At 73.2% G+C, this 22,535-nt stretch carries 6 protein-coding genes; 5 read left to right on the top strand and 1 reads right to left on the bottom strand.

What is annotated here, in order from left to right:
- From ACODSD_RS22750 to ACODSD_RS22730, 5 genes are all read left to right on the top strand, one after another.
- The coding region (locus tag ACODSD_RS22750) for a phosphopantetheine-binding protein (protein WP_488878400.1) at window positions 1-584 on the top strand (584 nt) is incomplete at its 5' end.
- The gene (hmlB, locus tag ACODSD_RS22745) at window positions 581-9,589 is read left to right on the top strand and encodes a jagaricin-like haemolysin non-ribosomal peptide synthetase HmlB (RefSeq protein WP_488878399.1); all 9,009 of its coding nucleotides are present in this window, start codon (window positions 581-583) and stop codon (window positions 9,587-9,589) included. The genes ACODSD_RS22750 and hmlB, both read left to right, overlap by 4 nt.
- Window positions 9,586-20,538 carry a jagaricin-like haemolysin non-ribosomal peptide synthetase HmlC gene (hmlC, locus tag ACODSD_RS22740; RefSeq protein ID WP_488878398.1) on the top strand — a complete coding sequence of 3,651 codons (10,953 nt, stop codon included), beginning with the start codon at window positions 9,586-9,588 and terminating at the stop codon, window positions 20,536-20,538. Before hmlB ends, hmlC begins: the two co-directional genes overlap by 4 nt.
- On the top strand, window positions 20,535-21,305 hold the full coding sequence (gene hmlD, locus ACODSD_RS22735; RefSeq protein WP_227106803.1) for an SDR family oxidoreductase HmlD: 771 nt from the start codon (window positions 20,535-20,537) through the stop codon (window positions 21,303-21,305). The genes hmlC and hmlD overlap by 4 nt, the downstream gene beginning before the upstream one ends.
- Window positions 21,302-22,075, top strand: coding sequence for a glycosyltransferase family 32 protein (locus ACODSD_RS22730; RefSeq protein WP_235084513.1), 774 nt, complete (start codon window positions 21,302-21,304; stop codon window positions 22,073-22,075). Before hmlD ends, ACODSD_RS22730 begins: the two co-directional genes overlap by 4 nt.
- Window positions 22,076-22,122: 47 nt before the next feature.
- Here the strand turns inward: ACODSD_RS22730 and ACODSD_RS22725 are convergent, their stop codons facing one another.
- A complete protein-coding gene (locus ACODSD_RS22725) occupies window positions 22,123-22,356 on the bottom strand; it encodes an MbtH family protein (RefSeq protein ID WP_107798078.1) in 234 nt (77 codons plus the stop codon).
- Window positions 22,357-22,535 lie beyond the last annotated feature (179 nt).

Genomic DNA, 22,535 nt, shown 5'->3' with positions numbered 1-22,535 from the left:
CCGCGGTGCGCGAGGCGCTGGTGCTGCTGGACCGCCCCGCCGCCGGCGAACCGCGCCTGGTCGCCTACGCCGTCGGCGACGCCGAGCCGGCCGCGCTGCGCGCCGCGCTGGCCGCCGAACTGCCCGAGCATATGCTGCCCGCCGTCATCGTGACGCTGGAGCGCTTCCCGCTGACCCATCACGGCAAGGTGGACCGCGCCGCGCTGCCGGCGCCGGAGCCGCTGGCCCGGCGCGCCTTCGAAGCGCCGCGCACGCCCAGCGAATACCTGGTGGCCGAAGCCTTCGCCGAGCTGTTGCAGCTGCCGCAAGTGAGCCGCGACGAGAGCTTCTTCGAGCTGGGCGGCGACTCCATCCTGGCGGTGCGCGCCGCCAACCGGCTGCGCGAGCGCCTGGGCGTGCCGCTGCCGCTGCGCCTCTTGTTCGAACATCCGCGCGCGGCGGAACTGGCGCAAGCCGCCGACGCGCTGCGCGGCCAGGCCTCGGCCGCCGCGCCGGTACGGCCGGCGCGCCGCCAACTGGCGCGCGTCACCCCCGGCGCCGACGGCGACACCTCATTCCAGCAGTCCAAGCAAGGCCAACCATGAACGCAATCGACGCCCACGCCTCTTTCGACGCCTATGTTTTCCCGCAATCCGGCGCCCAGCGCCGCTTATGGACGCTGACGGACCTTGAGCCGGACTCCACCGCCTACCACATCCCGCTGGCCCTGCGCCTGCGCGGCGCGCTGGACGCCGACGCGCTGCAAGCCGCGCTGGGCGCCCTGGTGGCGCGCCACGAGATCCTGCGCACCCAATACGATCTGATCGACGGCGAACCCTGCCAATTGATCCGCCCGGAAGCCGGCTGCGAACTGCCGCGCAGCGCCTGCGACGAGGCCGCCCTGACGGCGCTGCTGCGCGCGGAAGCCGCCCTGCGCTTTGATTTGCGGCGCGATCCGGTGATCCGGGCCCGCCTGTTCGTCCTCGGCCCGCAACACCATGTGCTGTCCATCGTGATCCATCACATCGCCTGCGACGGCTGGTCGCTGGGCGTGCTGGTGCGCGAGCTGGGCGCGCTCTATCCGGCGCTGGCCGCCGGCCTGCCCGCGCCGGCCCTGCCCGAGGCGCTGCAATACGCCGATTTCTCGGAATGGGAACGCGAAACCCGCGTCCAAGACGACGAGGCCTTGAGCTACTGGCGCGAACGGCTGGCCGGCCTGGACGGCGAGATGGAGCTGCCCGGCGATTACGCCGCCGGCCCAAGCCGGAGCGAGGCCGCCGGCCACGTCAGCCTGACGCTGCCGGCCACGCTGACCGAGGCGCTGCGCGTCCAGGCCCGCGCCGCCGACGCCACCTTGTTCATGGCCCTGCTGTCCGGCTTCCAGGCACTGCTGCAGCGGCTGAGCGGACGCGAGGACATCTGCGTCGGCAGCCCGGTGGCCAACCGCGACCGCGCCGAGTTCGAACAAACCCTGGGCTTCTTCGTCAACACCCTGATCCTGCGCCAGGATTTGAGCGGCGCGCCCAGCTTCGCCCAATTGCTGGCGCGCAACCGCGCCGGCTGCCTGGACGCCTTCGCCCATCAGCACGCGCCCTTCGATCAAGTGGTGAAGCTGGCCGGCCCGCGCGCCCAGGCCCAGGACGCGCCGTTCCGCGCTCTGTTCGCGCTGCAGAACGCGCCGCTGGGCCGCCTGGACTGGCGGGGCGTGGAAGCGGAAGCGCTGCCGCTGTTTCCCGCCGACGCCAAGTTCGACCTGAGCCTGATGCTGGAGCCGGACGGCGACGGCCTGCGCGCCACGCTGGAATACCGCGCCGGCCTGATCGGCGCCGACACCGCCGCCCGCTGGCTGGAACACTATCGCCAGCTATTGCAGGCGGCGACGGCGCAGCCGGATTGCCCGCTGGCGCGGCTGCCGCTGCTGAACGCCGAACAAGCCGCCCAGGCCCTGGGCCCGACGCCTCTCGTCGTCGCGCCGCCGCATCCTGATCTTTGCAGCTGGTTCGAACACGCCGCCCAGGCCTTCCCCGAGCGCGTCGCCGTCCAGGGCGACACCGCCGCGCTGCGCTACCGCGAGCTGGACGCCCGCGCCAATCAGCTGGCCCGGCAATTGCTGCAACTCGGCGTGCGACCCGAGCAGCGCGTCGGACTCTGCTGCCAACGCCAGCCGGATCTGCTGGTCGCCATCCTCGCCATCCTCAAGGCCGGCGCCGCCTATGTGCCGCTGGACCCAGGCTATCCCGCCGAGCGCCTGGAGTTTCTGGTCCGCGACAGCGCCATCCACGTCGTCGTCGGCGACGCCGAATCCGCCGACGCCCTACCCGCCGGCCTCGCGCTGCGCTGGCTGGACGTCGCCGTCTCCTCCGGCGACGACACCCCGCCGCCGCGCCGCCTGCATCCGCAGCAGGCCGCCTACGTCATCTACACCTCCGGCTCCACCGGCACCCCCAAGGGTTGCGTGGTCAGCCATCACAATGTGGTCCGATTGATCGCCGCCACCTCGGAGCGCTTCGCTTTCGGCCCCGACGATGTGTGGTCGCTGTTCCACTCCTACGCCTTCGATTTCTCGGTATGGGAGATCTGGGGGCCGCTGCTGTTTGGCGGCACTTGCCTGGTGGTGCCTTATTGGGTGTCCCGTTCGCCCGAGGCTTTCGCCGGCTGGCTGCAACAGCACCGGGTCTCGGTGTTGAACCAGACCCCGGCCGCCTTCCGCCAGTTGATTCCCACCGCCGCAGAGCACGCCTTGCCGGACTTGCGCCTGGTGATCTTCGGCGGCGAGGCGCTGGAGCTGGCCAGCCTGGAACCCTGGTTCCAACAACGCGGCGATCAGCGTCCCGAGCTGGTCAATATGTACGGCATCACCGAAACCACCGTGCATGTGACCCAGCGCGCCATCCGCCAAGCCGATCTCGACGCTCGTCGCGGTCAGGTGATCGGCCAGCCGATTGCCGATCTGGCCTTCCATCTGCTGGACCGCTTCCTGCAGCCGGTGCCCGTCGGCGTGCCCGGCGAGATCTATGTCGGCGGACCCGGCGTCGCCCGCGGTTACTGGAACCGTCCGGCGCTGACCTCCTCCCGTTTCCTGCCCAATCCCTTCGCCGCCGACGGCTCCCGCCTCTATCGCTCCGGCGATCTGGCTCGCCGCCGCGCCGACGGCGAGATCGAATACCTGGGCCGCGCCGATCATCAGGTCAAGCTGCGCGGTTTCCGCATCGAGCTGGGCGAAATCGAGGCCGCGCTGTGCCGGCTGCCCGCGGTGCGCGAGGCGCTGGTGCTGTTGGACCGCCCCGCCGCCGGCGAACCGCGGCTGGTTGCCTACGCCGTCGGCGACGCCGAGCCGGCCGCCTTGCGCGCCGCGCTGGCCGCCGAGCTGCCCGAACACATGCTGCCCGCCGTCATCGTGGCGCTGGAGCGTTTCCCGCTGACCCATCACGGCAAGGTGGACCGCGCCGCGCTGCCGGCGCCGCAAGCGGCCAACGCCGCCCTGCGCGTCGAAGCCCGCTCGGACGCCGAACGCGCGCTGGCCCAGATCTGGGCCGACGTCCTCGCCGTGCCGCTGCCCGGCATCGACGACAACTTCTTCGCCCTCGGCGGCGATTCCATCCTCTCCCTGCAAGTGGTCGCCCGCGCTCGCGCGCAAGGCCTGGCGCTGAGTCCGCGCCAGCTGCTGCTGGAGCCCAGCATCCGCCAGCTGGCCGCCGCGCTCAGCACGGCGGCGGCCGAGGAAGACGCCGCGGCCGCCGGCCCGCTGCCGGCCACGCCCATCCAGCGCTGGTTCGCCGGCCAGGAGCTGGCCGAACCGCGGCATTGGAACCAGGCGCTGGCGCTGCAACTGGCCCGCCCCGTGGACGCGGCCCGGCTGCAAGCCGCGCTCGACGCCGTGGCCGCGCGCCACGACGCTTTCCGCCTGCGCTTCGCGCCGGAGCCGACGCTGGCCGAGGCGGCCGGCGGCTGGCCCTGCCGCGAACTGGAGCTGACGGACGAGAGCGAGGAGGCCGCGCGCGCGGCGATAGAACAGGCCCAGCGCCAGCTGGACCCGGACGCCGGCCCGCTGGCCCGCGCGCTCTTGCTGCGCCGCGGCCGGCAAGCGCCGCTGCTGGCGCTGATCGTCCACCATCTGGCGGTGGACGCGGTGTCCTGGGGCATTCTGCTGGACGATCTGACGCAAGCGCTGGACGCGCTGACGCGCGGCGAAGCCCCGCGGCTCGCCGCCGTGCCCGCCAACTGGCGGCGCTGGGCGGAGCGGCAGCGGGCCGACGCCGCCGAGGCGGACCCCGCGCCCTGGCTCGGCCAGGCCGCGGCCGGCTTCCCGACGCTGCGCCGCGACTTCGCTGCGCCGGCGGCCAATACCGAAGCCGCCTCGCGGCTGCTCAGCCGCGAGCTGGACGCGGCCTTGACCGGCCGCCTGCTGGCCGCCGGCGCCCGCGCCGCCGGCCAGCGCGTCAGCGCCCTGCTGCTGTTGGCCTTATGGCGCGCGCTGGCCTCCCGGCTAGACGCGCCGCGCTTCGCGGTGACGCTGGAACACCATGGCCGCGACGCGGAATCCGGCCTGGACCTGTCCCGCACCATGGGCTGGTTCACCGCGCTGTATCCGCTGAGCGTGGCCGGCGACGCCGCCGCCGCCGGCGCGGCCGAACTCTTGGCCGCCATCGCCGCGCCCTTGTCGCTGTTGACCCCCATCGCGCCGGAATACGGCCAGGCGCGCTGGCTGGGGCCGGACAAAGAGGCGCGCCGGCGGCTGGACGCGGCCGGCCTGCCGGAAATCAGCTTCAATTACCTGGGCGCGCCGCGCGGCGTCGACAACGCCTGGTTCCAACTGCGGCCCGAACTGATTGCCGGCGAACGCGCCGCCGCCAACCTGCGCCCCTTCGCGCTGGACCTGGTGCTGGTGGTGCTGGACGGCAGGCTGCGCGTGGACTGGCGCTACCCCGGCGGCCAGTTCGAAGCGGCCACCGTCGCCGGCTGGGCCGACGCCTTCGCCCGCGAACTCGCGCTGGCGCTGGACGAGATCGAGGCCGCGCCGCTGCTGGCCGCCGATTACCCGCTGGCGCGGCTGGAACAGGCCGCCGTGGAGGAGCTGGCGCGCCGGAGCGGCCCTTTCGACGACCTCTATCCGCTGTCCCCGCTGCAACAGGGCATGCTGTTCCACAGCGTGGCCGACGCCGCCGACGGCGCTTATCTGGAACAGCTCAGCAGCGTGGTCAACGGCCCGCTGGACCCGGACGCCTTCGCCGAGGCCTGGCGCGCGATGCTGGCGCGTCATCCGCTGCTGCGCTCCGGCTTCCACTGGCAGGGCCTGGCCCAGCCGCTGCAGGCGGCGATGCGCGCGGCGCCGCTGCCGATCAGCCGGCTGGACTGGTCCGGCCTGGCCGAGCCCGAGGCCGCGCTGGCCGACTATCTGGCCGCCGACGCCGCGCGGCCGTTCGCGCTGGACGCCGCGCCGCTGATGCGGCTGGCGCTGATCCGCCTGGGCCAGGACCGCTGGCGCTGGATCTGGAGCTATCACCACCTGCTGCTGGACGGCTGGTCGCTGCCGCTGTTCTTCCGCGAGCTGCTGACCCTGTACCGCGCGCTCAGCCGCGGCGAGGCCCCGGCCCTGCCGCCGGCGCGGCCGTTCTCCGCCTATATCGGCTGGCTGGACCGCGCCGGCCGCCGCGCCCGCTCGGACGAGCGCTTCTGGCGCCGCTATTTCTCCGGACTGGAACAGCCCACCCTGCTTGCCGGCCCCGCCGGCGGCGGCGCCGACTTCGTCGAGCGGGAAATCCGGCTGTCGCCGGAGTGGAGCGCGCGCGCCGCCGCCGCGATGCAGGCTTGCGCCAGCACGCTGAACACCCTGTTCCAGGCCGCCTGGGCGCTGACCCTGGCGCGCAGCGGCCACGGCGAGGACATCGTGTTCGGCGCGGCCCTGTCCGGCCGCAACGGCGATCTGCCCGGCATAGGCGAAATGATAGGGCTGTTCATCAACACCCTGCCCTTGCGGGTGCGGCTCAACCCGGCCGCCGACGCGCGCGCGCTGCTGGCCCAGGTGCAGGCCGATCAGGCCCGGGTGCAGGACTACGCCCACAACCGGCTGGTGGACGTCCAGCGCTGGGCCGGCCGCGACAACGCCCAGTTGTTCGACTCGCTGCTGGTCTTCGAGAACTACCCCGCCGACGCGCTGCTGCGCGACGAGGCCGCCGGCCTGGGCTTTGAAACGCCGCGCTTCAGCGAGCACACCAACTACCCGCTGACGCTGGCCGTGATCCCCGGCGCGGCCCTGACCGTCAAGCTCACCTTCGACCGCAGCCGCGTCGCCGACGCGGCGGCCGAGGAATTGCTGCAACGCTGGCTTGCGGTGGCGGAACGCATGGTCGCCGCGCCGGACGCCGCCGTCGCCTCCATCGAGCTGCTGCCCGCGGACACGCGGCGGGCGCGGATCGCCGACGCCGCCCGGCCGCCGCTGGCCTCGCCGGAACTGGCGCAGCGCCTGTTCGAGCGTCAGGCCGCCGCCGCGCCGCGCGCGCCGGCGCTGCTGGACGAGAACGGCGCGCTCGATTACGCCGGACTGGAGCGCCGCGCCAACCAACTGGCCCACCGGCTGCAAGCGCTGGGCGCCGGCCCGGAAACCGTGGTGGGCGTGCTGCTGCCGCGCGGCGCGGACGCGGTGACGGCGCTGCTGGCCACGCTGAAGGCCGGCGCCGTCTATCTGCCGCTGGACCCGGCCTATCCGGCCGAACGGCTGGACTATATGCTGGCCGACAGCGGCGCCGCCATCCTGCTCAGCGAAACGCGCCTGCTGCCGACGCTGAGCCGGCTGCCGGCCCGCCTGCTCTTGCTGGATCAAGCCACCGACTCGCCGGACGCCGCGCAGGACACCGCGCCGCCCTGCGCCGCCGGCGTCGACAATCTGGCCTATCTGATCTACACCTCAGGCTCCACCGGCTGGCCCAAGGGCGTGGGCGTCAGCCATCGCGGCGTCGCCAACCTCTGCCGCGCCCAATGCGAGGTTTTCCAGGTGGACGCCGGCAGCCGCGTCTATCAGTTCGCCCCGCTGAGCTTCGACGCCTCGGTGTCGGAAATCTTCATGGCCCTGGGCAGCGGCGCGGCCCTGTGCCTGCCGGAAGCCGACGCCGCGCAAGACCCGGCCGGCGCGCTGCGCCGCGCCGCGCGGCGTCACGGCCTGACCCACGCCACCCTGCCGCCGGCGCTGCTGGCGGCGCTGGAGCAAGACGATCTGCCCGGCCTGCGCACCCTGATCTCCGCCGGCGAAACCGCCGCGCCCGGCCTGCTGGCGCGCTGGGCCGCCAAGCGCCGCGTGGTCAACGCCTACGGCCCGACCGAGGCCACGGTCTGCGCCAGCATGCAGGCCTGCGACGCGCTCGAGCCGCTGCCGTCCATAGGCCGCGGCATGGCCGGCGTCCGCCTCTATCTGCTGGACCGCTGGGGCGGCCTGGTGCCGCCCGGCGTGCCCGGCGAGCTGCACATCGGCGGCGAGGCGCTGGCGCGCGGCTATATCGGCCAGCCCGGCCGCACCGCCGCCAGCTTCGTGCCGGACGCGGTGTCCGGCCTGCCCGGCGCGCGGCTGTACCGCAGCGGCGACCTGGGTGAATACCTGCCCGACGGCGGCATCCGCTTCCTGGGCCGCGCCGGCGGCCAGGTCAAGCACCGCGGCTACCGCATCGAGCTGGACGGCGTCGCCGCCGCGCTCAGCGCCCATCCGGACGTGGACGAGGCGCTGGCGCTGATCCGCAGGGACGGCGAGCGCCGCCAGCTGCTGGCCTACGCCCGGCTCAAGCCGGAGGCCGCCGCCGACGCCGCCGCGCTGCGCGAACACCTGGCCGCCCGGCTGCCGGCCCACGAGCTGCCGCAGGCCATCCTGATCCTGCGCCAATGGCCGCTGACCCCGGCCGGCAAGATAGACCGCGCGGCGCTGCCGTCGCCGGAAGACGCCGCGCCGGACGCGCCGGACGCGGACGCCGCGCTGAGCCCGGCCGAGGCCGCGCTGCTGGAGATCTGGCGCTCGGCGCTGGGACGCGGCGGCATCGGCGTTCACGACAATTATTTCGCCGCCGGCGGCGATTCCATCCTGGCCCTGCAAATCGTCTCGCGCGCCAAGCAGGCCGGTTTCGACATCGAGCCGCGCGCGCTGTTCGCCCATCCCACGGTGGCCGGACTGGCGGCGGTGGCCGGCGCGACAGCGCGGCGGACCCACATCGAGGAGCCGGAACAGGCCGAGGCGCCGCTGGCGCCCATCCAGCGCTGGTTCCTGCAACAAGACTGGCCCGCGCCGCAGCACTGGAACCTCAGCCTGCGGCTGAGCCTGGACGCCGCCGCGGACCCGGCCGCGCTGCGGGCGGCGCTGACGGCCGTGGCCCTGCGGCACGACGCGCTGCGCCTGAGGCTGCGCCGCGAGCCCGACGGCGGCTGGAGCCAGCATTACGGCCCGCGCGCCGCGCCGCCGCTTGAAACGCTGACGCTGCGGGAAACGGAAGCGGCCGCGCGCGAGGCGGAGCTGCAAGCCCACGGCGCGCGCTTGCAAGCATCGCTGGACCTGGAGCGCGGCCCGCTGCTGCGCGCCGTGCTGATCGAGGCCGGGCCGGACGGCCGCCCCGAACTGCTGCTGATCGCCCACCACTGGGTAGTGGACGTGGTGTCCTGGCGCATTCTGCTGGACGACCTGGACCAGGCCTACGGCCAGGCCGCGGACGGCGTAGAGATCTCGCTGCCGCCGGTGGCCGTCAGCTACCGGGCCTGGGCGCGCTCGCTGGCGGAAGCCGCGCCCGCGCTGGCCGGCGAACTCGGCTATTGGCGCGCCGCCGTCGCCCCGCTGGCCGCGCCGCCCGGACTCTCTGCCGTCGGCCGCGTGGCGGAACGCCGCCGCGCGACGGTCAGCCTGGACGCCGACGCCAGCGCCGCGCTGCTGGAAGGCGGCGCGGAACGCTACCGCGCCCAGCCGCAGGAACTGCTGCTGGCGGCGCTGACCCTGGCCTGGCACCGGCTGAGCGGCCTGCCCGCGCTCGCCCTGGACCTGGAAAACCACGGCCGCGGCGCGGCGGCGGGCCCCGCGCCCGATCTGTCGCGCAGCGTGGGCTGGTTCACCTGCCTGCACCCGCTGCGCATAGAACCGGCCGGCGACGGCTGGGAGCCGGCGGCGGCGGCGGCCAAGGCCGCGCTGCGCGGCGTGCCCGGCGGCGGCATCGGCTTCGGCGCGCTGCGCTATCTGGGCGATCCGGCCCAGGCCGCCGCGCTGGACCAGGCGCCGCCGCGGCCGCTCAGCTTCAACTATCTGGGCCGGCTGGACGACGCCGCCGACGGCGTGCTGCCGCGGCTGCGCGCGCGGCTGTCGGCGCGGGAGGCCGGACCGGCGCAAGACCCGCGCCAGCGGCTGCCGCACGCCGTCGCCGTCAACGCCCGCATCGAGAAAGGCCGCCTGCGGCTGGACTTCGACTACGCCGACGCCCACGACACCCCGGCCCTGGCCGAACAGTGCCGCCTGGCGCTGGAAGAACTGGCCGCGCTCTGCCGCGCCGGCGGCCTGCCCGCCGTCGCCTACCACACCTCGGACTTCGCCGGCGTCGCGCTGGAAGAGAACGAATTGGCCGCCTTGCTGGACGACCTCACCGACATCGAATGACCATGACAAGCACACCGAACCTCAAAGACCAGATCCAGGACATCCTGCCCCTGAGCCCGCTGCAACGCGGCGTGCTGTTCCACACCTTGTTCGCGCCCGGCTCGCCGGTCTATTTCGAGCAATTGATCTGCCGGCTGGACGGCGCGGTGGACCCCGCCGCCATGGCCGACGCGCTGGAGCGGCTGGCCGAACGCCATCCCATCCTGCGCACCGCCTTCGTCACCAAGGGACAGGCCGAGCCGCGCCAGGTGGTGTTCCGCCGCGCCCGCGCGCCGCTGGCCGTTCACGACTGGAGCCAAGACGATGCGGCCGAGCGCGAGCGGCGGCTGGAGGCGCTGCTGGACGAAGACCGCCGCCGCGGCTTCCAGCTGAACCGGCCGCCGCTGATGCGGCTGACGCTGCTGCGCTACGGGCCGGCGGAATGGCGGCTGATCTGGAGCCACCATCACATTCTGCTGGACGGCTGGTCGCTGCCCATCCTGATGCGCGATTACTTCGCGCTGCTGTCCGGCGCGGCGCTGCCGCCGCCGCCGCCGCCCTTCTCCGCCTATCTGAGCTGGCTGGGCCGCCAGGACCAGGACGCCGCCGCCCGCCGCTGGCGCGCCCTGCTGGGCGATCTCGCCGCGCCGACGCCGCTGGGCCTGGACCGGCCTGCGCTGCCGGGCGCCTTGGCCGGCGCCGACGTCGGCCAGATCGAACGAGGGCTGGACTACCGCGTCGACGGCGACCTCGCCGCCGCCGCCGAACGCTGCCGGGTGACGCCGGGCACCCTGCTGCTGGGCGCCTGGGCCATCCTGCTCAGCCGCTACGCGCGCCAGGACGACGTGGTCTTCGGCCTCACCCTGTCCGGCCGCGCCATCGATCTGCCCGGCGTGGACGGCATGGCGGGCCTGTTGATCAACTCCCTGCCGCTGCGCCTGGCGACGCCGGCCGACGCCGCGCTGCCGCAATGGCTGGCCGAGGTGCAGCGCCGCCAGCTGGAGCTGCAATCGCTGTCGCACAGCGATCTGGCCGACGTCCAGCGCCACAGCGGCGTGCCGCGCGGCCAGCCGCTGTTCGAAACCCTGGTGGCGATAGACAACTTCCCGATAGGCGACGCCCTGCCCTCGGACGGCTTGGGCTTCCGGATTTCCGACGTCTCCCAGCGCGAGCGCACCCACTACCCGCTGACCCTGACCCTGGTGCCGGGCGCGGACGGCTTGAGCTTGAAGCTGGGCTTCGACCGCGCGCGGGTGGACGAGGCGCCGGCCGCGGCGCTGGCCGAGGCCTATCTGGAGCTGCTGCGCCAGATCGCCGCGCGGCCGGACGCCGCGCTGCGCGAGCTGGGCCTGGTTCGGCCCAGCGCGGTTCAGCCGCCCGCGCCGCTCCCGCCGGCCGGCCGCGGCGGGCCGGACACCCTGGCCGCCGCCTTCCTGGCCGCCGCCGAGCGTTTTCCGGACCGCGTCGCCGTCAGCGACGGCCCCGCGACGCTGAGCTACCGGCAGCTGCGCGCCCAGGCCGCCGCCATCGCGGAACGCTTGCGCCAGGACGGCGTCGCGCCCGGCGTCAGGGTGGGCATCTGCCTGCCGCGCTCCGCCGCGCAGATCGCCGCCATGCTGGGCGTGACGCTGGCCGGCGGCGTCTATCTGCCGCTGGACCCGGATTATCCGGCAGAGCGGCTGGCCTATCAGCTGGACGACAGCCAGGCTTTGCTCACGCTGACCGACGCCGAACTCAGGCCGCGGCTGCCGGCGGAACACCGCTGCCTGTCGCTGGCGGAAATAGGCTGCGGCGCCAGACCGGCGGCGCGGCCGCCCGCCGGCCTGGAAGCCGGGCACGGCGCTTACGTGATCTACACCTCCGGCTCCACCGGCCAGCCCAAGGGCGTGCTGGTTTCCCACCGCAACGTGCTGCGTTTGTTCTCCGCCAGCGCCCGCCATTTCGCCTTCGACGAGAACGACGTCTGGACTTATTTCCACTCCTTCGCCTTCGATTTCTCGGTATGGGAAATCTGGGGCGCGCTGCTCTACGGCGGCCGCTGCGTGGTGGTGCCGCGCGAACTCAGCCGCGATCCGGCCGCCTTCGTCGAACTGCTGGGCCGCGAGGGCGTCACCGTGCTGAACCAGACCCCGTCGGCGTTCAAGCTGGCGATCGCCGCGGAAAGCGCCGCGCCGCTGCCGCATCCGTCGGCGCTGCGCTGGGTGATCTTCGGCGGCGAGGCGCTGCGGCTGGCGGAATTGGGCCCGTGGCTGGAACGACACGGCGACGACGGCCCGCGGCTGGCCAATATGTACGGCATCACCGAAACCACCGTCCACGTCACCTTCCGCCGCATCCGCGCCGCCGATCTTGAGGCCGGCGGCGAGCTCAGCCCGATAGGCGAGCCGCTGGACGACCTGAGCCTGGAGCTGGCGGACCCCTGCGGCCACCCCGTGCCCTTGGGCGCGCCCGGCGAAATCCTGGTCGGCGGCGCCGGCGTCAGCCTAGGCTATCTGAACCGCCCGCAATTGAACGCCGAGCGTTTTCCCGGCGTCGGCGCGGAACGGCGCTACCGTTCCGGCGATCTGGCGCGGCGCAGCGCCGACGGCGAACTGCTCTACTGCGGCCGCATCGACCATCAAGTGAAGATCCGCGGCTTCCGCATCGAGCTGGGCGAAGTGCGCGCCGCGCTGCTGAGCCATCCGGCGGTGAGCGACGTTCACCTCGTCGCCGCCGACGACCAACTCATCGCCTATCTGCGCGCCGACGACCCGGCCGCGGCCGGCGCCGACGCCTTGCGCCGCCATCTGACCTCGCGCTTGCCGGCCCACATGATTCCGGCGGCCTTCATCGCGCTGGCCGAGTTTCCGCTCACCCTCAACGGCAAGGTGAACGCGCGCGCGCTGCCGTCGCCGCAGGGCGCGCGCTCGGCGCTGGACACACCCTACGTCCCCGCCGCCACCCCCAGACAACAGCTGCTGGCCGAGATCTGGAGCCAGGTGCTGGGCCTGCCCCGCGTCGGCATCCACGACAATTATTTCTCGCTGGGCGGCGACTCCATCCGCAGCGTGCGCATCGCCGGCCTGGCCAAGGAGCGCGGCTGCCCGCTGAGCATCCAGGACATTTTCCGCCACGGCACCATCGCCGCCATCGTCGAGGCGATGGGCGAAGGCGAAGACGAAAACACCAGCGCGCCGGACCCGGTCCTGCCGCCCTTCGCGCTGATAGACGCCGCCGACCGCGCGCGGCTGCCGCCCGAGGTGGAAGACGCGCTGCCGCTGGCCAGACTGCAGGCCGGCATGCTGTTCCACAATGAATACGACGACGGCCGCAATCTGTACCACGATGTGTTCTCCCACCGGCTGCGCGCCGACATCGCCCCGGAACGCCTGCGCCAGGCGCTGACGGAGCTGAGCCGCGAACACCCGCTGCTGCGCACCGGCTTCGCGCTGGCCGGCTACTCCCAGCCGCTGCAGCTGGTTTGGCGCGATCTGACGCCCAGTCTGGACATCGACGACCTGCGCGGCCTGTCGCCGCAGCAGCGGGACGAGGCCGTGGCCAGCCAGCTGCGGCAATTGAGCGAGCAGCGCTTCGCGCCGGAGCGGCCGCCGCTGCTGCGCGTCGGCTGCCTGCGGCTGGCCGACGACGAGTGGCAGCTGACGCTGGCCTTCCACCACGCCATCCTGGACGGCTGGAGCGTGGCCACCCTGTGCGCGGCCCTGTTCAAACGGATGCGCGGCCAGACCGGCCCCGCGCCGGCTCCGCGCGCGGCCTTCCGCGACTTCGTCGCCGCGGAGCGGGCGGCGCTGGCCGATCCGGCGCAGCAGGCTTACTGGCGCGCCCAATTGAGCGGCCTGCCGTCCGCCGCCATTCCGCGCTGGCCGCAGCATGCCGCGCCGGCGGGCAAGTCCAGGGTGGGCGCGCAGGAAATCGGTTTCCCGGCCGCGGTCGCCGCCGCGCTGATCCGCCTGGCCGCCGACAGCGGCCTGCCGCTGAAGACCCTGTTGCTGGCGGTGCACGCCCGCGCGCTGGCCTGCTTGTGCGGCCAGGACGAAATCGTCACCGGCCTGGTCAGCAACGGCCGCCCGGCCGACGCCGACGGCGCCGAAGCGCTGGGCCTCTTCCTCAACACCCTGCCGCTGCGCGTCCGCGTCGGCGGCAGCTGGCGCGCGCTGCTGGCGGAAACCATGGCGGCGGAGGGCAACAGCCTGCCCCGCCGCTTCTTCCCGCTGGCGGACATCCTCAAGCTGGGCGAAGCCGCCCGCTTCGAAGCCTCCTTCAACTACGTGGACTTCCACGTCTACCGCGAACTGGGCGAGGCCGGCGCGCTGGAAGTGCTGGACAGCAGCCGCCTGGAAGCGGTGGACATCCCGCTGGCGGTCACCTTCAGCGCCAGCCGCGCCGAGGGCGCCGTCACCCTGGGCTTTTCCTACGACCGCGCGGCCTTCCCCGACGCGCAAGTGGCCGCCATCGGCCGGCTCTACCTGGCCGCCGCCGAGGCGCTGACGCGGAACCCGGACGCCCTGTGCCTGGACGCGCCGCTGACGGAGAGCGCGCCCAAGCCGCTACGCGGCCCGTCCGCCGGCCTCGCCGACTTCTCGGTGCCGCAGGCCATCGCCGCCGTCGCGCGGCAACGCCCGGACGCCGTGGCCGTGGCCGGCGAGGGCGCGACGCTGAGCTACGCCGAACTGGACGCCCGCGCCAATCGGCTGGCGCGCCGGCTGCTGGCGCACGGCGCCGGCCCGGACGCGGTGGTGGCGCTGGACTTGCCGCGCTCGCCCGAGCTGGTGGTGGCGATGCTGGCGACGCTGAAAGCCGGCGCCGCCTATCTGCCGCTGGACCGCGGCCAGCCGGAAGCGCGCCGCCGCGACATCCTGCAAGAGGCCGCGCCGGCCCTGCTGCTCAGCCTGGACCCCGCCGCTGACGCGCCGCCCGGCTGCGCCGTCTTGCAAGCAAACCTGGCCGGAGATCTGAACGATGAAGACGCGGCCGCCCCCGTCGCGCCGGTCCACGGCGACGCGCTGGCCTATCTGCTGTTCACCTCCGGCTCCAGCGGCCGCCCCAAGGGCGTCGCCGTCGGCCGCGCCGCGCTGGACAACCACATGGCCTGGATGAAGCGCCGCTACCCGCTGGACGCGGACGACGCGGTGCTGCAGAAAACCCCGGTGGGTTTCGACGCCTCGGTATGGGAATTCTGGGCGCCGCTGACCCAGGGCGCGAAGCTGCTGCTGGCGGCCGAGGACGGCCACCGCGACCCGGACTACCTGATCCGCGCCGTGCGCGAACAAGGCGTCACCGTGCTGCAGCTGGTGCCCAGCCTGCTGGCCGTGCTGCTGGCGATGCCGGACTTCGCCGGCTGCCGCGCGCTGCGCCGGGTCTTCGTCGGCGGCGAAGCGCTGCCGGCCGTCACCCTGGCCCGCTTCCACGCCGCGCTGGACATCCCGCTGGTCAATCTCTACGGCCCCACCGAAACCGCCATCGACGCTTCCAGCGCGGAATACCTGCGCTCGGACCCGCCGGCGCTCGCCGTCGGCATCGGCCAGCCCATAGACGGCGTCGTCTTCCACGTGCTGGACGCCCGCCTCAATCCGGTGCCGCCCGGCGTGCGCGGCGAACTCTACATCGCCGGCTGCGGCCTGGCGCGCGGCTATCTGGGCCAGCCGGCGCAGACCGCGCGGCGTTTTATCCCGGACCCGCTGTCGCCGCTGCCCGGCGGCCGCCTATACCGCAGCGGCGACATCGTGCGCCTGCTGCCGGACGGCGCGCTGGAATACCTGGGCCGCGCCGACGGCCAGGTCAAGCTGCGCGGCCAGCGGGTGGAGCTGGAGGAGATCGAGGCCGGCCTCGCCGCCTGCCCCGGCGTGCACCAAGCCGCCGCCGCGCTCTACCGCGACCGCTCCGGCGCGGACCGGCTGGCCGCCTACGTCCGGCTGACGCCGGAGGCCGAGGCCGGCGACTGGCGCGCGGCCATGCTGGCGGCGCTGCGCCTGCGCTTGCCGGAATACATGCTGCCGGCGCAATGGATCGCGCTGCGGCAATGGCCGGTCGGCCCCAACGGCAAGACCGACCGCGCCGCCTTGCCGGCGCCGCAGACGGACGCGGCGTCCCCGGCCCGCGGCCGCGCGCCCGACACCCCGCAAGAGCGGGCTCTGGCCGCGATCTGGCAACAAGTGCTGGGCCGCGAGGAGATCGGCGCCGACGACAACTTCTTCCAATTGGGCGGGGACTCCATCCTCGGCCTGCAGATCGTGGCCCAGGCCCGCCAGGCCGGCCTGGCGCTGGCCGCGCGCGACATCTTCAGCCATCCCACCGTCGCCGAACTGGCCGCCCAGGTCCGCCCGGCGCGGCCGGAAGCCGAACTGCCGGAGATTCCGTCCGGCGCGCCGCTGCCGCTGACCCCGGCCCAGCACTGGTTCTTTGAACGCCTAAGCGCCCTGCCGCGTCCCGGCCACTGGAACCAGGCGCTGCTGCTGAGCGTGGCCGCCGGCGTCTCCGCGCCGGCGCTGCGCGACGCCCTGCTGCGGCTGGAACAAAGCCACGACGCCTTCCGCCTGCGCTTCGCCGCCGGCGCCGAAGGCTGGCGTCAACACTACGCGCCGCGCGAGGCCTTGCGCGAAGAAGACTGGCTGGAACGCGTCGATCTGAGCGCGCTGCCGGCCGCGGAGCGCGCCGCCGCCATCGAGGCCCGCGCCGAGGCGGCGCAGCGGGAGTTGGATCTGGAACGCGGGCCGCTGCTGCGGGCCGTGCACTTCGACTGCGGCGACGGCGAAGCCGGCCGGCTGCTGTTGCTCATCCATCATTTGATCGTGGACGGCGTGTCCTGGCGCGTGCTGTTGCAGGATCTCGCCGGCCTGCTGGCCGGCGTGGCCCCGCCGCCGGCGGGCGTCGGCTTCGGCCATTGGGCGCTGCGCCCGCGCGCGCCCTCCGCCGAAGAACGCGCTTACTGGCTAGACCAGGCGCGGCTGGCCGCCGACGCGGTCCGCGTCCCGCTGACGGCGGAGGCGGAACGCGACAACCGCTACGGCGCGGCCGACACCGTGGAACTGTCGCTGGACGGCGGCGAAACCGCCGCCCTGCTCCGCGGCGGAGCGCTGCGCGCCAGCGCCGAGGAAATGCTGCTGGCGGCGGCGCTGGGCGCGCTGCGCGACTGGCTGGACGCCGACGCGCTGTCCGTCACCATGGAAGGCCACGGCCGCGACGACGAGACGCTGGACCTCTCCCGCACCGTGGGCTGGTTCACCGCCCTGTACCCGCTGACCGTGAGCGGCCTGGCCGAAGCCACGCCGCAGCGCCTGCTGCGCCGGGTCAAGCAGACGCTGCGCGCGGTGCCGGCCGGCGGCGCCGGCTACGGCGCGCTGCGGCAGGCGGACGACGCCGACGCCCGCGCGCTGGCCGCCGCTCCGGAGCCGCAGATCGCCTTCAACTACCTGGGCCAGTTCGACGCCAGCCTGCCGGCCGACGGCGCGCTGGCGCCGGCGCCGGAATCAGTAGGCGCGATGGAAGACCCGGACGGCCTGCGCCCGCGGCTGATCGACATCGTGGCCCTGGTCAGCGACGGCAAGCTGTCGCTGCGCTGGAACTACGGCCGCGCCGCCCTGCCGCGCGCGACGGTGGAAGCCCTCGCCCGCCAGACGCGGCAGCGGCTGCTGGCGCTGCTGAGCCTGGACGCCGACGCCGACACAGCGGCGTCGGCCCTGACCCCGGACGATTTCCCACTGGCCGCGCTGGACGAGGCCGGCCTGCCCGCGGCGCTGGGCGCGCATGGCGACATCGTCGACCTGTGGTCGCTGACCCCGGTGCAGGAAGGCATGCTGTTCCACTCGCGGATGGAAGCCGCCGCCGGCCCGGCCGGCGTCTATATCGAGCAAGTCGTCGCCGAACTGGACGGCGCGGTGGACCCGGCCTTGCTGCGCCAAGCCTGGGAACAGGTGCTGGCGCGACACGACGCGCTGCGCGTCAGCTTCGCCTGGGAAGGGCTGGCCGCGCCGCTGCAGCGGGTCCACCGCGCGCCCGCGCTGCCGTTCTCGGTCCGCGAAACGCCGGACGAGGCCGCGCTGGAACGCTATCTGGCCGCCGACCGCGCCGCCGGCTTCGCGCTGGACGCCCCGCCCCTGATGCGCCTCGCGCTGCTGACGCGTAACGGCGCGCCGTGGCGGCTGGTCTGGACCCATCACCACGCGCTGCTGGACGGCTGGTCCATGGCCGTCGTCTTCGACGAGGCGCTGGCCCTGTACCGCGGACTGAGCCAGGGCCAGAGCGCGGCGCTGCCGCCGGCGCCCTCCTTCGGACGCTTCATCAAATGGCTGCGCGCGCATAGCGACCGCCAGGCCCAGCAAGCCTTCTGGCGCGACTACTTCAGCGGCTACGCCGCCGCGGCCGATCTGGCCCTGCTGCCGGCCGGCGGCCCGGCCCGGCCGCGCTCCCAGTCGCTGCGGCTGAGCCCGGAACTGGGCGCCGCGCTGCGCAAGACCGCTCGCGAACGCAAAGTCACGCTCAACACCCTGTTCCAGGGCGCGCTGGCGGTGGCCCTGTCCCGCATCGGCCGCTGCGACGATCTGGTGTTCGGCGTCACCATGTCCGGCCGGCCCGAATCGCTGCCCGGCCGCGACGCCGCCGTCGGCCTGTTCATCGCCACCCTGCCGCTGCGCGCCGACTGCTCGGCCGCGCAGCCTATCGGCGATTTCCTCGGCCGGCTGCAAGACGCCCAAAGCCGGCTGGTGCCGCACGAAGCCAGCGCCCTGGTGGACATTCAGCGCTGGAGCGGCCTGTCCGCGCGCCAGCCGCTGTTCGACGCGGTGCTGGTCTATGAGAACTACCCGATCCGCGCCGAGGTCGGCGACGCCGCCCAGGCGCTGCGCGTGGGCTCGGCCTCCGCGCGCGAGCAATCCAACTACCCGCTGACCCTCTACGTCAAACCCGGCGCCGACGCCATCGAGCTGGACGGCGTCTTCGACGCCGGCCGCATCGAGGCGGAACGCGTGGACGCGCTGCTGCACGCGCTGCCGCGGCTGCTGCGCCAGATCGCCGACGGCGCGGACCGCGTCGGCGATCTGCGCCTGGCCGAGCCGACGCCGCCGGCCGCCTTCCCGCCGCCGGACGGCGACACCGTGCTCGCCATGCTGAGCGCCGCCGCGCGGCTCAAGCCGGGCAAGATCGCGGTCGCCGCCGAGGACGGCAGCCTGAGCTACGGCCAACTGGTGAGCGGCGCGCGCGCGCTGGCGCGCCGGCTGATCGCCGACGGGGTGTCCCCGGGCGACACCGTGGCGCTGGCGCTGCCGCCGGACGCGCGCGCGCTGACCGCGCTGCTGGCCACGCTGTGGGCCGGCGCGCAATACCTGCCGCTGGACCCGGCGCTGCCGCCGCTGCGCCGCGACGCCATCCTGGAAGACGCCCGCCCCGGCCTGATCCTCGTCGACGGCGACGCCTCCGGCTGGCCCGCCTCCGCCAAGCTGTTGACGCTGCCCGCGCCCCTGCCGCCCGCAGCCGCGGACATCGACGAGGGCCCGCTGCCCGGCGACGCGCTCCACCCGGAAGCGCCGGCCTACACCCTGTTCACCTCCGGCAGCACCGGCCGGCCCAAGGGCGTGCAGATCGCCCATCGCTCGCTGGCCAACATCCTGCGGCATTTCAGCGCCGAGCCCGGCTTCGGCGCCGACGACGTCTTGCTGTCGGTCACCACCTGGTCCTTCGACATCGCGGCGCTGGAACTGCTGCTGCCCCTGGTCTGCGGCGGCACGGTCGCCATCGCGCCGGCCTCGGCCGCCGGGGACGGCCCGGCGCTGGCCGCCGAGGCCGCGCGCCGCGACGCCGGCGTGATCCAGGCCACGCCGGCCAGCTGGCGCATGCTGCTGGAAGCCGGCTGGAAGCCGGCGCCCGGCCTGCGCGCCTGGTGCGGCGGCGAGGCGCTGCCCGCCGATCTGGCCCGCGCGCTGCTGGACGCCGGCGCCGCGTTGTGGAACGTCTACGGGCCCACCGAAACCACCATCTGGTCCGCGCTGCACCGGGTGGACGGCGGCCAGCTGCCGCCGCCGGCCGGCCACGCCATCCGCCGCACCACGCTGTGGACGGCCGACCACCACGACCAGCCGCTGCCGCCGCATCTGGCCGGCGAACTGCGCATAGGCGGCGACGGCCTGGCGCTGGGCTATCTGGGCGCGCCGGCGCAAACCGCCGCCCGTTTCCTCCCCGATCCGCTGGCCGGCCGGCCCGGCGCCCGCGTCTACCGCAGCGGCGACCTGGCCTGCCTGCTGCCGAACGGCGAGGTCCGCGTGCTGGGCCGGCTGGACGGCCAGGCCAAGCTCAACGGCTTCCGGCTGGAGCTGGAGGAAGTGGAAACCAGGCTGCGCGAGCTGCCCGGCGTGCGCCAGGCCGCGGCGGCCGTCCGCCGCGACCCGCAAGGCCACGCCCGGCTGATCGCCTATTTGGTGCCGGACGACAGCGGCGCCTGGCGCGCCGGCGACGAGGCCGATCCGGCCGCCTTGCAGCGGGTCCGCGCCCGGCTGTCCGCCGCGCTGCCCGGCTATATGCTGCCCAGCCGCTTTGTCACCCTGGAGCGGCTGCCGCTGACGGCCAACCTCAAGCTGGACCGCAAGGCCCTGCCCGAACCGGCGGCGAACGCGCCGACCCGCGCCGGCAGCGCGCCCCAGGGCGCGCTGGAGCAAGCGGTGTGCGCGCTGTGGGAAGAAGTGTTCGAACGCGCCGGCGTCGCCGCCGACGACGACTTTTTCGAGCTGGGCGGCCATTCGCTGCTGGCCACCCGCATCCAGGTGCGCGTCAACAAAATCTTCCGGCAGACCCTGCCGCTGCGCGCCACCTTCCACGCCCAGACCCCGCGCGCCCTGGCCGCGCTGCTGGCCGAACGCGAGTCCGCGCCCGGCCTGGCCGCCAAGATCGCCGCCGTCTACCTGAAGCTGCGCGGCATGTCCGACGCCGAGCGCGACGCGCTGCGCCAGGCCGCCGCCCAAACCACCACCATGGAAACCGCAGAATGAAACTGGAACACATCAACGCCATCGTCAGCGGCGCCGCCAGCGGCATCGGCCGCGCCTTCGCGCTGGAACTGGCCCGCGCCGGCGCGCGGGTCCACGCCGCCGACCTGGACGCCGCCGGCCTGCGCCGGCTGGAGGAAGACGCCGCCGGCCTGCCCGGCGCGGTGCGCGGCTCGGTGCTGGACGTGAGCCAGGAAGCCGCGGTCCGCGCCTTTCTGAAAACGGCGTCTGAGGACGCGGAGCCGGCCAATCTGCTGGTCAACAACGCCGGCATCCTGCGCGACGGCTGGCTGGTGAGGCTGGACGTGGAAGGCTTCGTCCGCAAGCTGCCCACCGCGCAATGGCGGGCGGTGCTGGACGCCAATCTGACCGCGCCCTATCTGCTGAGCCGAGAATTCGCCGCCGCCCGCGTGGAGTCCGGCCTCAAGACGCCGGGCCTGATCGTCAACGTCTCCTCGGTCACCAGCGCCGGCAATCCCGGCCAGTCCAACTACGCGGCGTCCAAGGCCGGCCTGGACGCGCTGACCCGGACCTGGGCGCTGGAACTGGCGCCCTTCGGCATTCGCGTGGCCGGCCTCGCGCCCGGCCTGACCGACACCCCGATGGCGGCGGGCCTGGCGCCGGCCACCCGCGAGGACTTGATCGCCCAGGTGCCGCTGCGGCGCATGGCCGAGCCGGCGGAAATCTGGCAGGGGCTGAAATTCATCATCGAATGCGATTACTTCAACGGCCGCATCATCGCCATCGACGGCGGAGCGACCTTCTCGTGAAGCCGACACTTTCCGCGCCGGAGGCGGGCATTCCGCGCCGCATCCATCAGATCTGGTATCAAGGCGCCGCCGCGCTGCCGGACAAATACCGCCGCTACCGCGACAGCTGGATGCGACGCCATCCGGACTGGGAGTTCGTGTTCTGGGACGCGCCCAAGATGCAGGCGCTGGTCGACGAACACTATCCCTGGTTCGCGGCTCGCTACGCCGGCTTCGAGCGCGACATCCAGCGCATAGACGCCGCGCGCTATCTGTTCCTGGCGCTGCACGGCGGCTTCTACATCGACATGGACATCGAAAACCTGCGGCCCATAGACCCGCTGCTGCCGGAGAGGCGGCTGATCCTGTCGCGCACCCACGGCTTCAACAACGCGCTGATAGGCAGCGCGCCCGGCCACCCCTTGTGGGACACCGTGCTGGACCGGCTGGCCGCCGGCCAGTGCGCGCCGCTGGACCCGGCGATGCCGGCCCGGCTGCGCGAATCGCCGGCGATGCGCACCGCCGTCACCGTGGGGCCGCGCTTCTTCACCTGGTGCGTGCAGCAAAGCGGCTGCCTGGACGACGCGGCCACGCTGTGCTGCCCCGGCTATTACTTCGAACCCGGCTCGCCCACGCCGGACGGCAGCTCCTGGCCGCCGGCCGACGATCCCGACGGCGGCTACGCCCGCCACCACATGGACCTCAACTGGCTGGACCTGCGCCACCGGCTCTTGTCCCGGCTGAACCGGCTGCTGCTGCCCTGGCTGACGCGACGGCTGCCTTTGCAATGAAAAAGTCGCCGCGATGCGGCGACTTCAAAAACAAGACATAGAAACCATTAATTCGCGGAAGGGGAAGCCGTTTGATTTTCCTGCATGAACTGCCTCAGGCTCAAGGGACGCATATCCGTCCAATTCTTTTCAATATAGTCCAGACACTCCTGTTCCGCGCCGCTGACGCCAAGCGAGCGCCAGCCGGCTGGAATGTCGCGATATTCCGGCCATATCGAATATTGCTCCTCGTGATTCACCACCACGATGTATTTGGTTTCGTTCATCGCGTCCTGCGTCATATCAACCTCCGTGCCGTCGCTAGAAAATTAAAACAGTTTCTAAATAAATCTATTTATCCAACCAAAACATTGCTAATTGGAATTGTTTAAATCGGAGAATACCGACTCACAAAACCCGCCAAAGAATATACCGCATAAATTGAATATTTTTACAGACCTCGAAAAATAATCGAAATCAA

This window comes from Chromobacterium sp. FG22, assembly GCF_057809415.1.
The sequence above is the reverse complement of the archived record's forward strand: the minus strand, read 5'-3'. Positions and strand labels throughout refer to the sequence as shown.

Excerpts from the sequence above, each read along its gene's own strand:
- ACODSD_RS22725 (WP_107798078.1), bottom strand. The coding sequence starts at position 22,356 with ATGACGCAGGACGCGATGAACGAAACCAAATACATCGTGGTGGTGAAT.
- hmlB (WP_488878399.1), top strand. The coding sequence starts at position 581 with ATGAACGCAATCGACGCCCACGCCTCTTTCGACGCCTATGTTTTCCCG.
- hmlC (WP_488878398.1), top strand. The coding sequence starts at position 9,586 with ATGACCATGACAAGCACACCGAACCTCAAAGACCAGATCCAGGACATC.
- hmlD (WP_227106803.1), top strand. The coding sequence starts at position 20,535 with ATGAAACTGGAACACATCAACGCCATCGTCAGCGGCGCCGCCAGCGGC.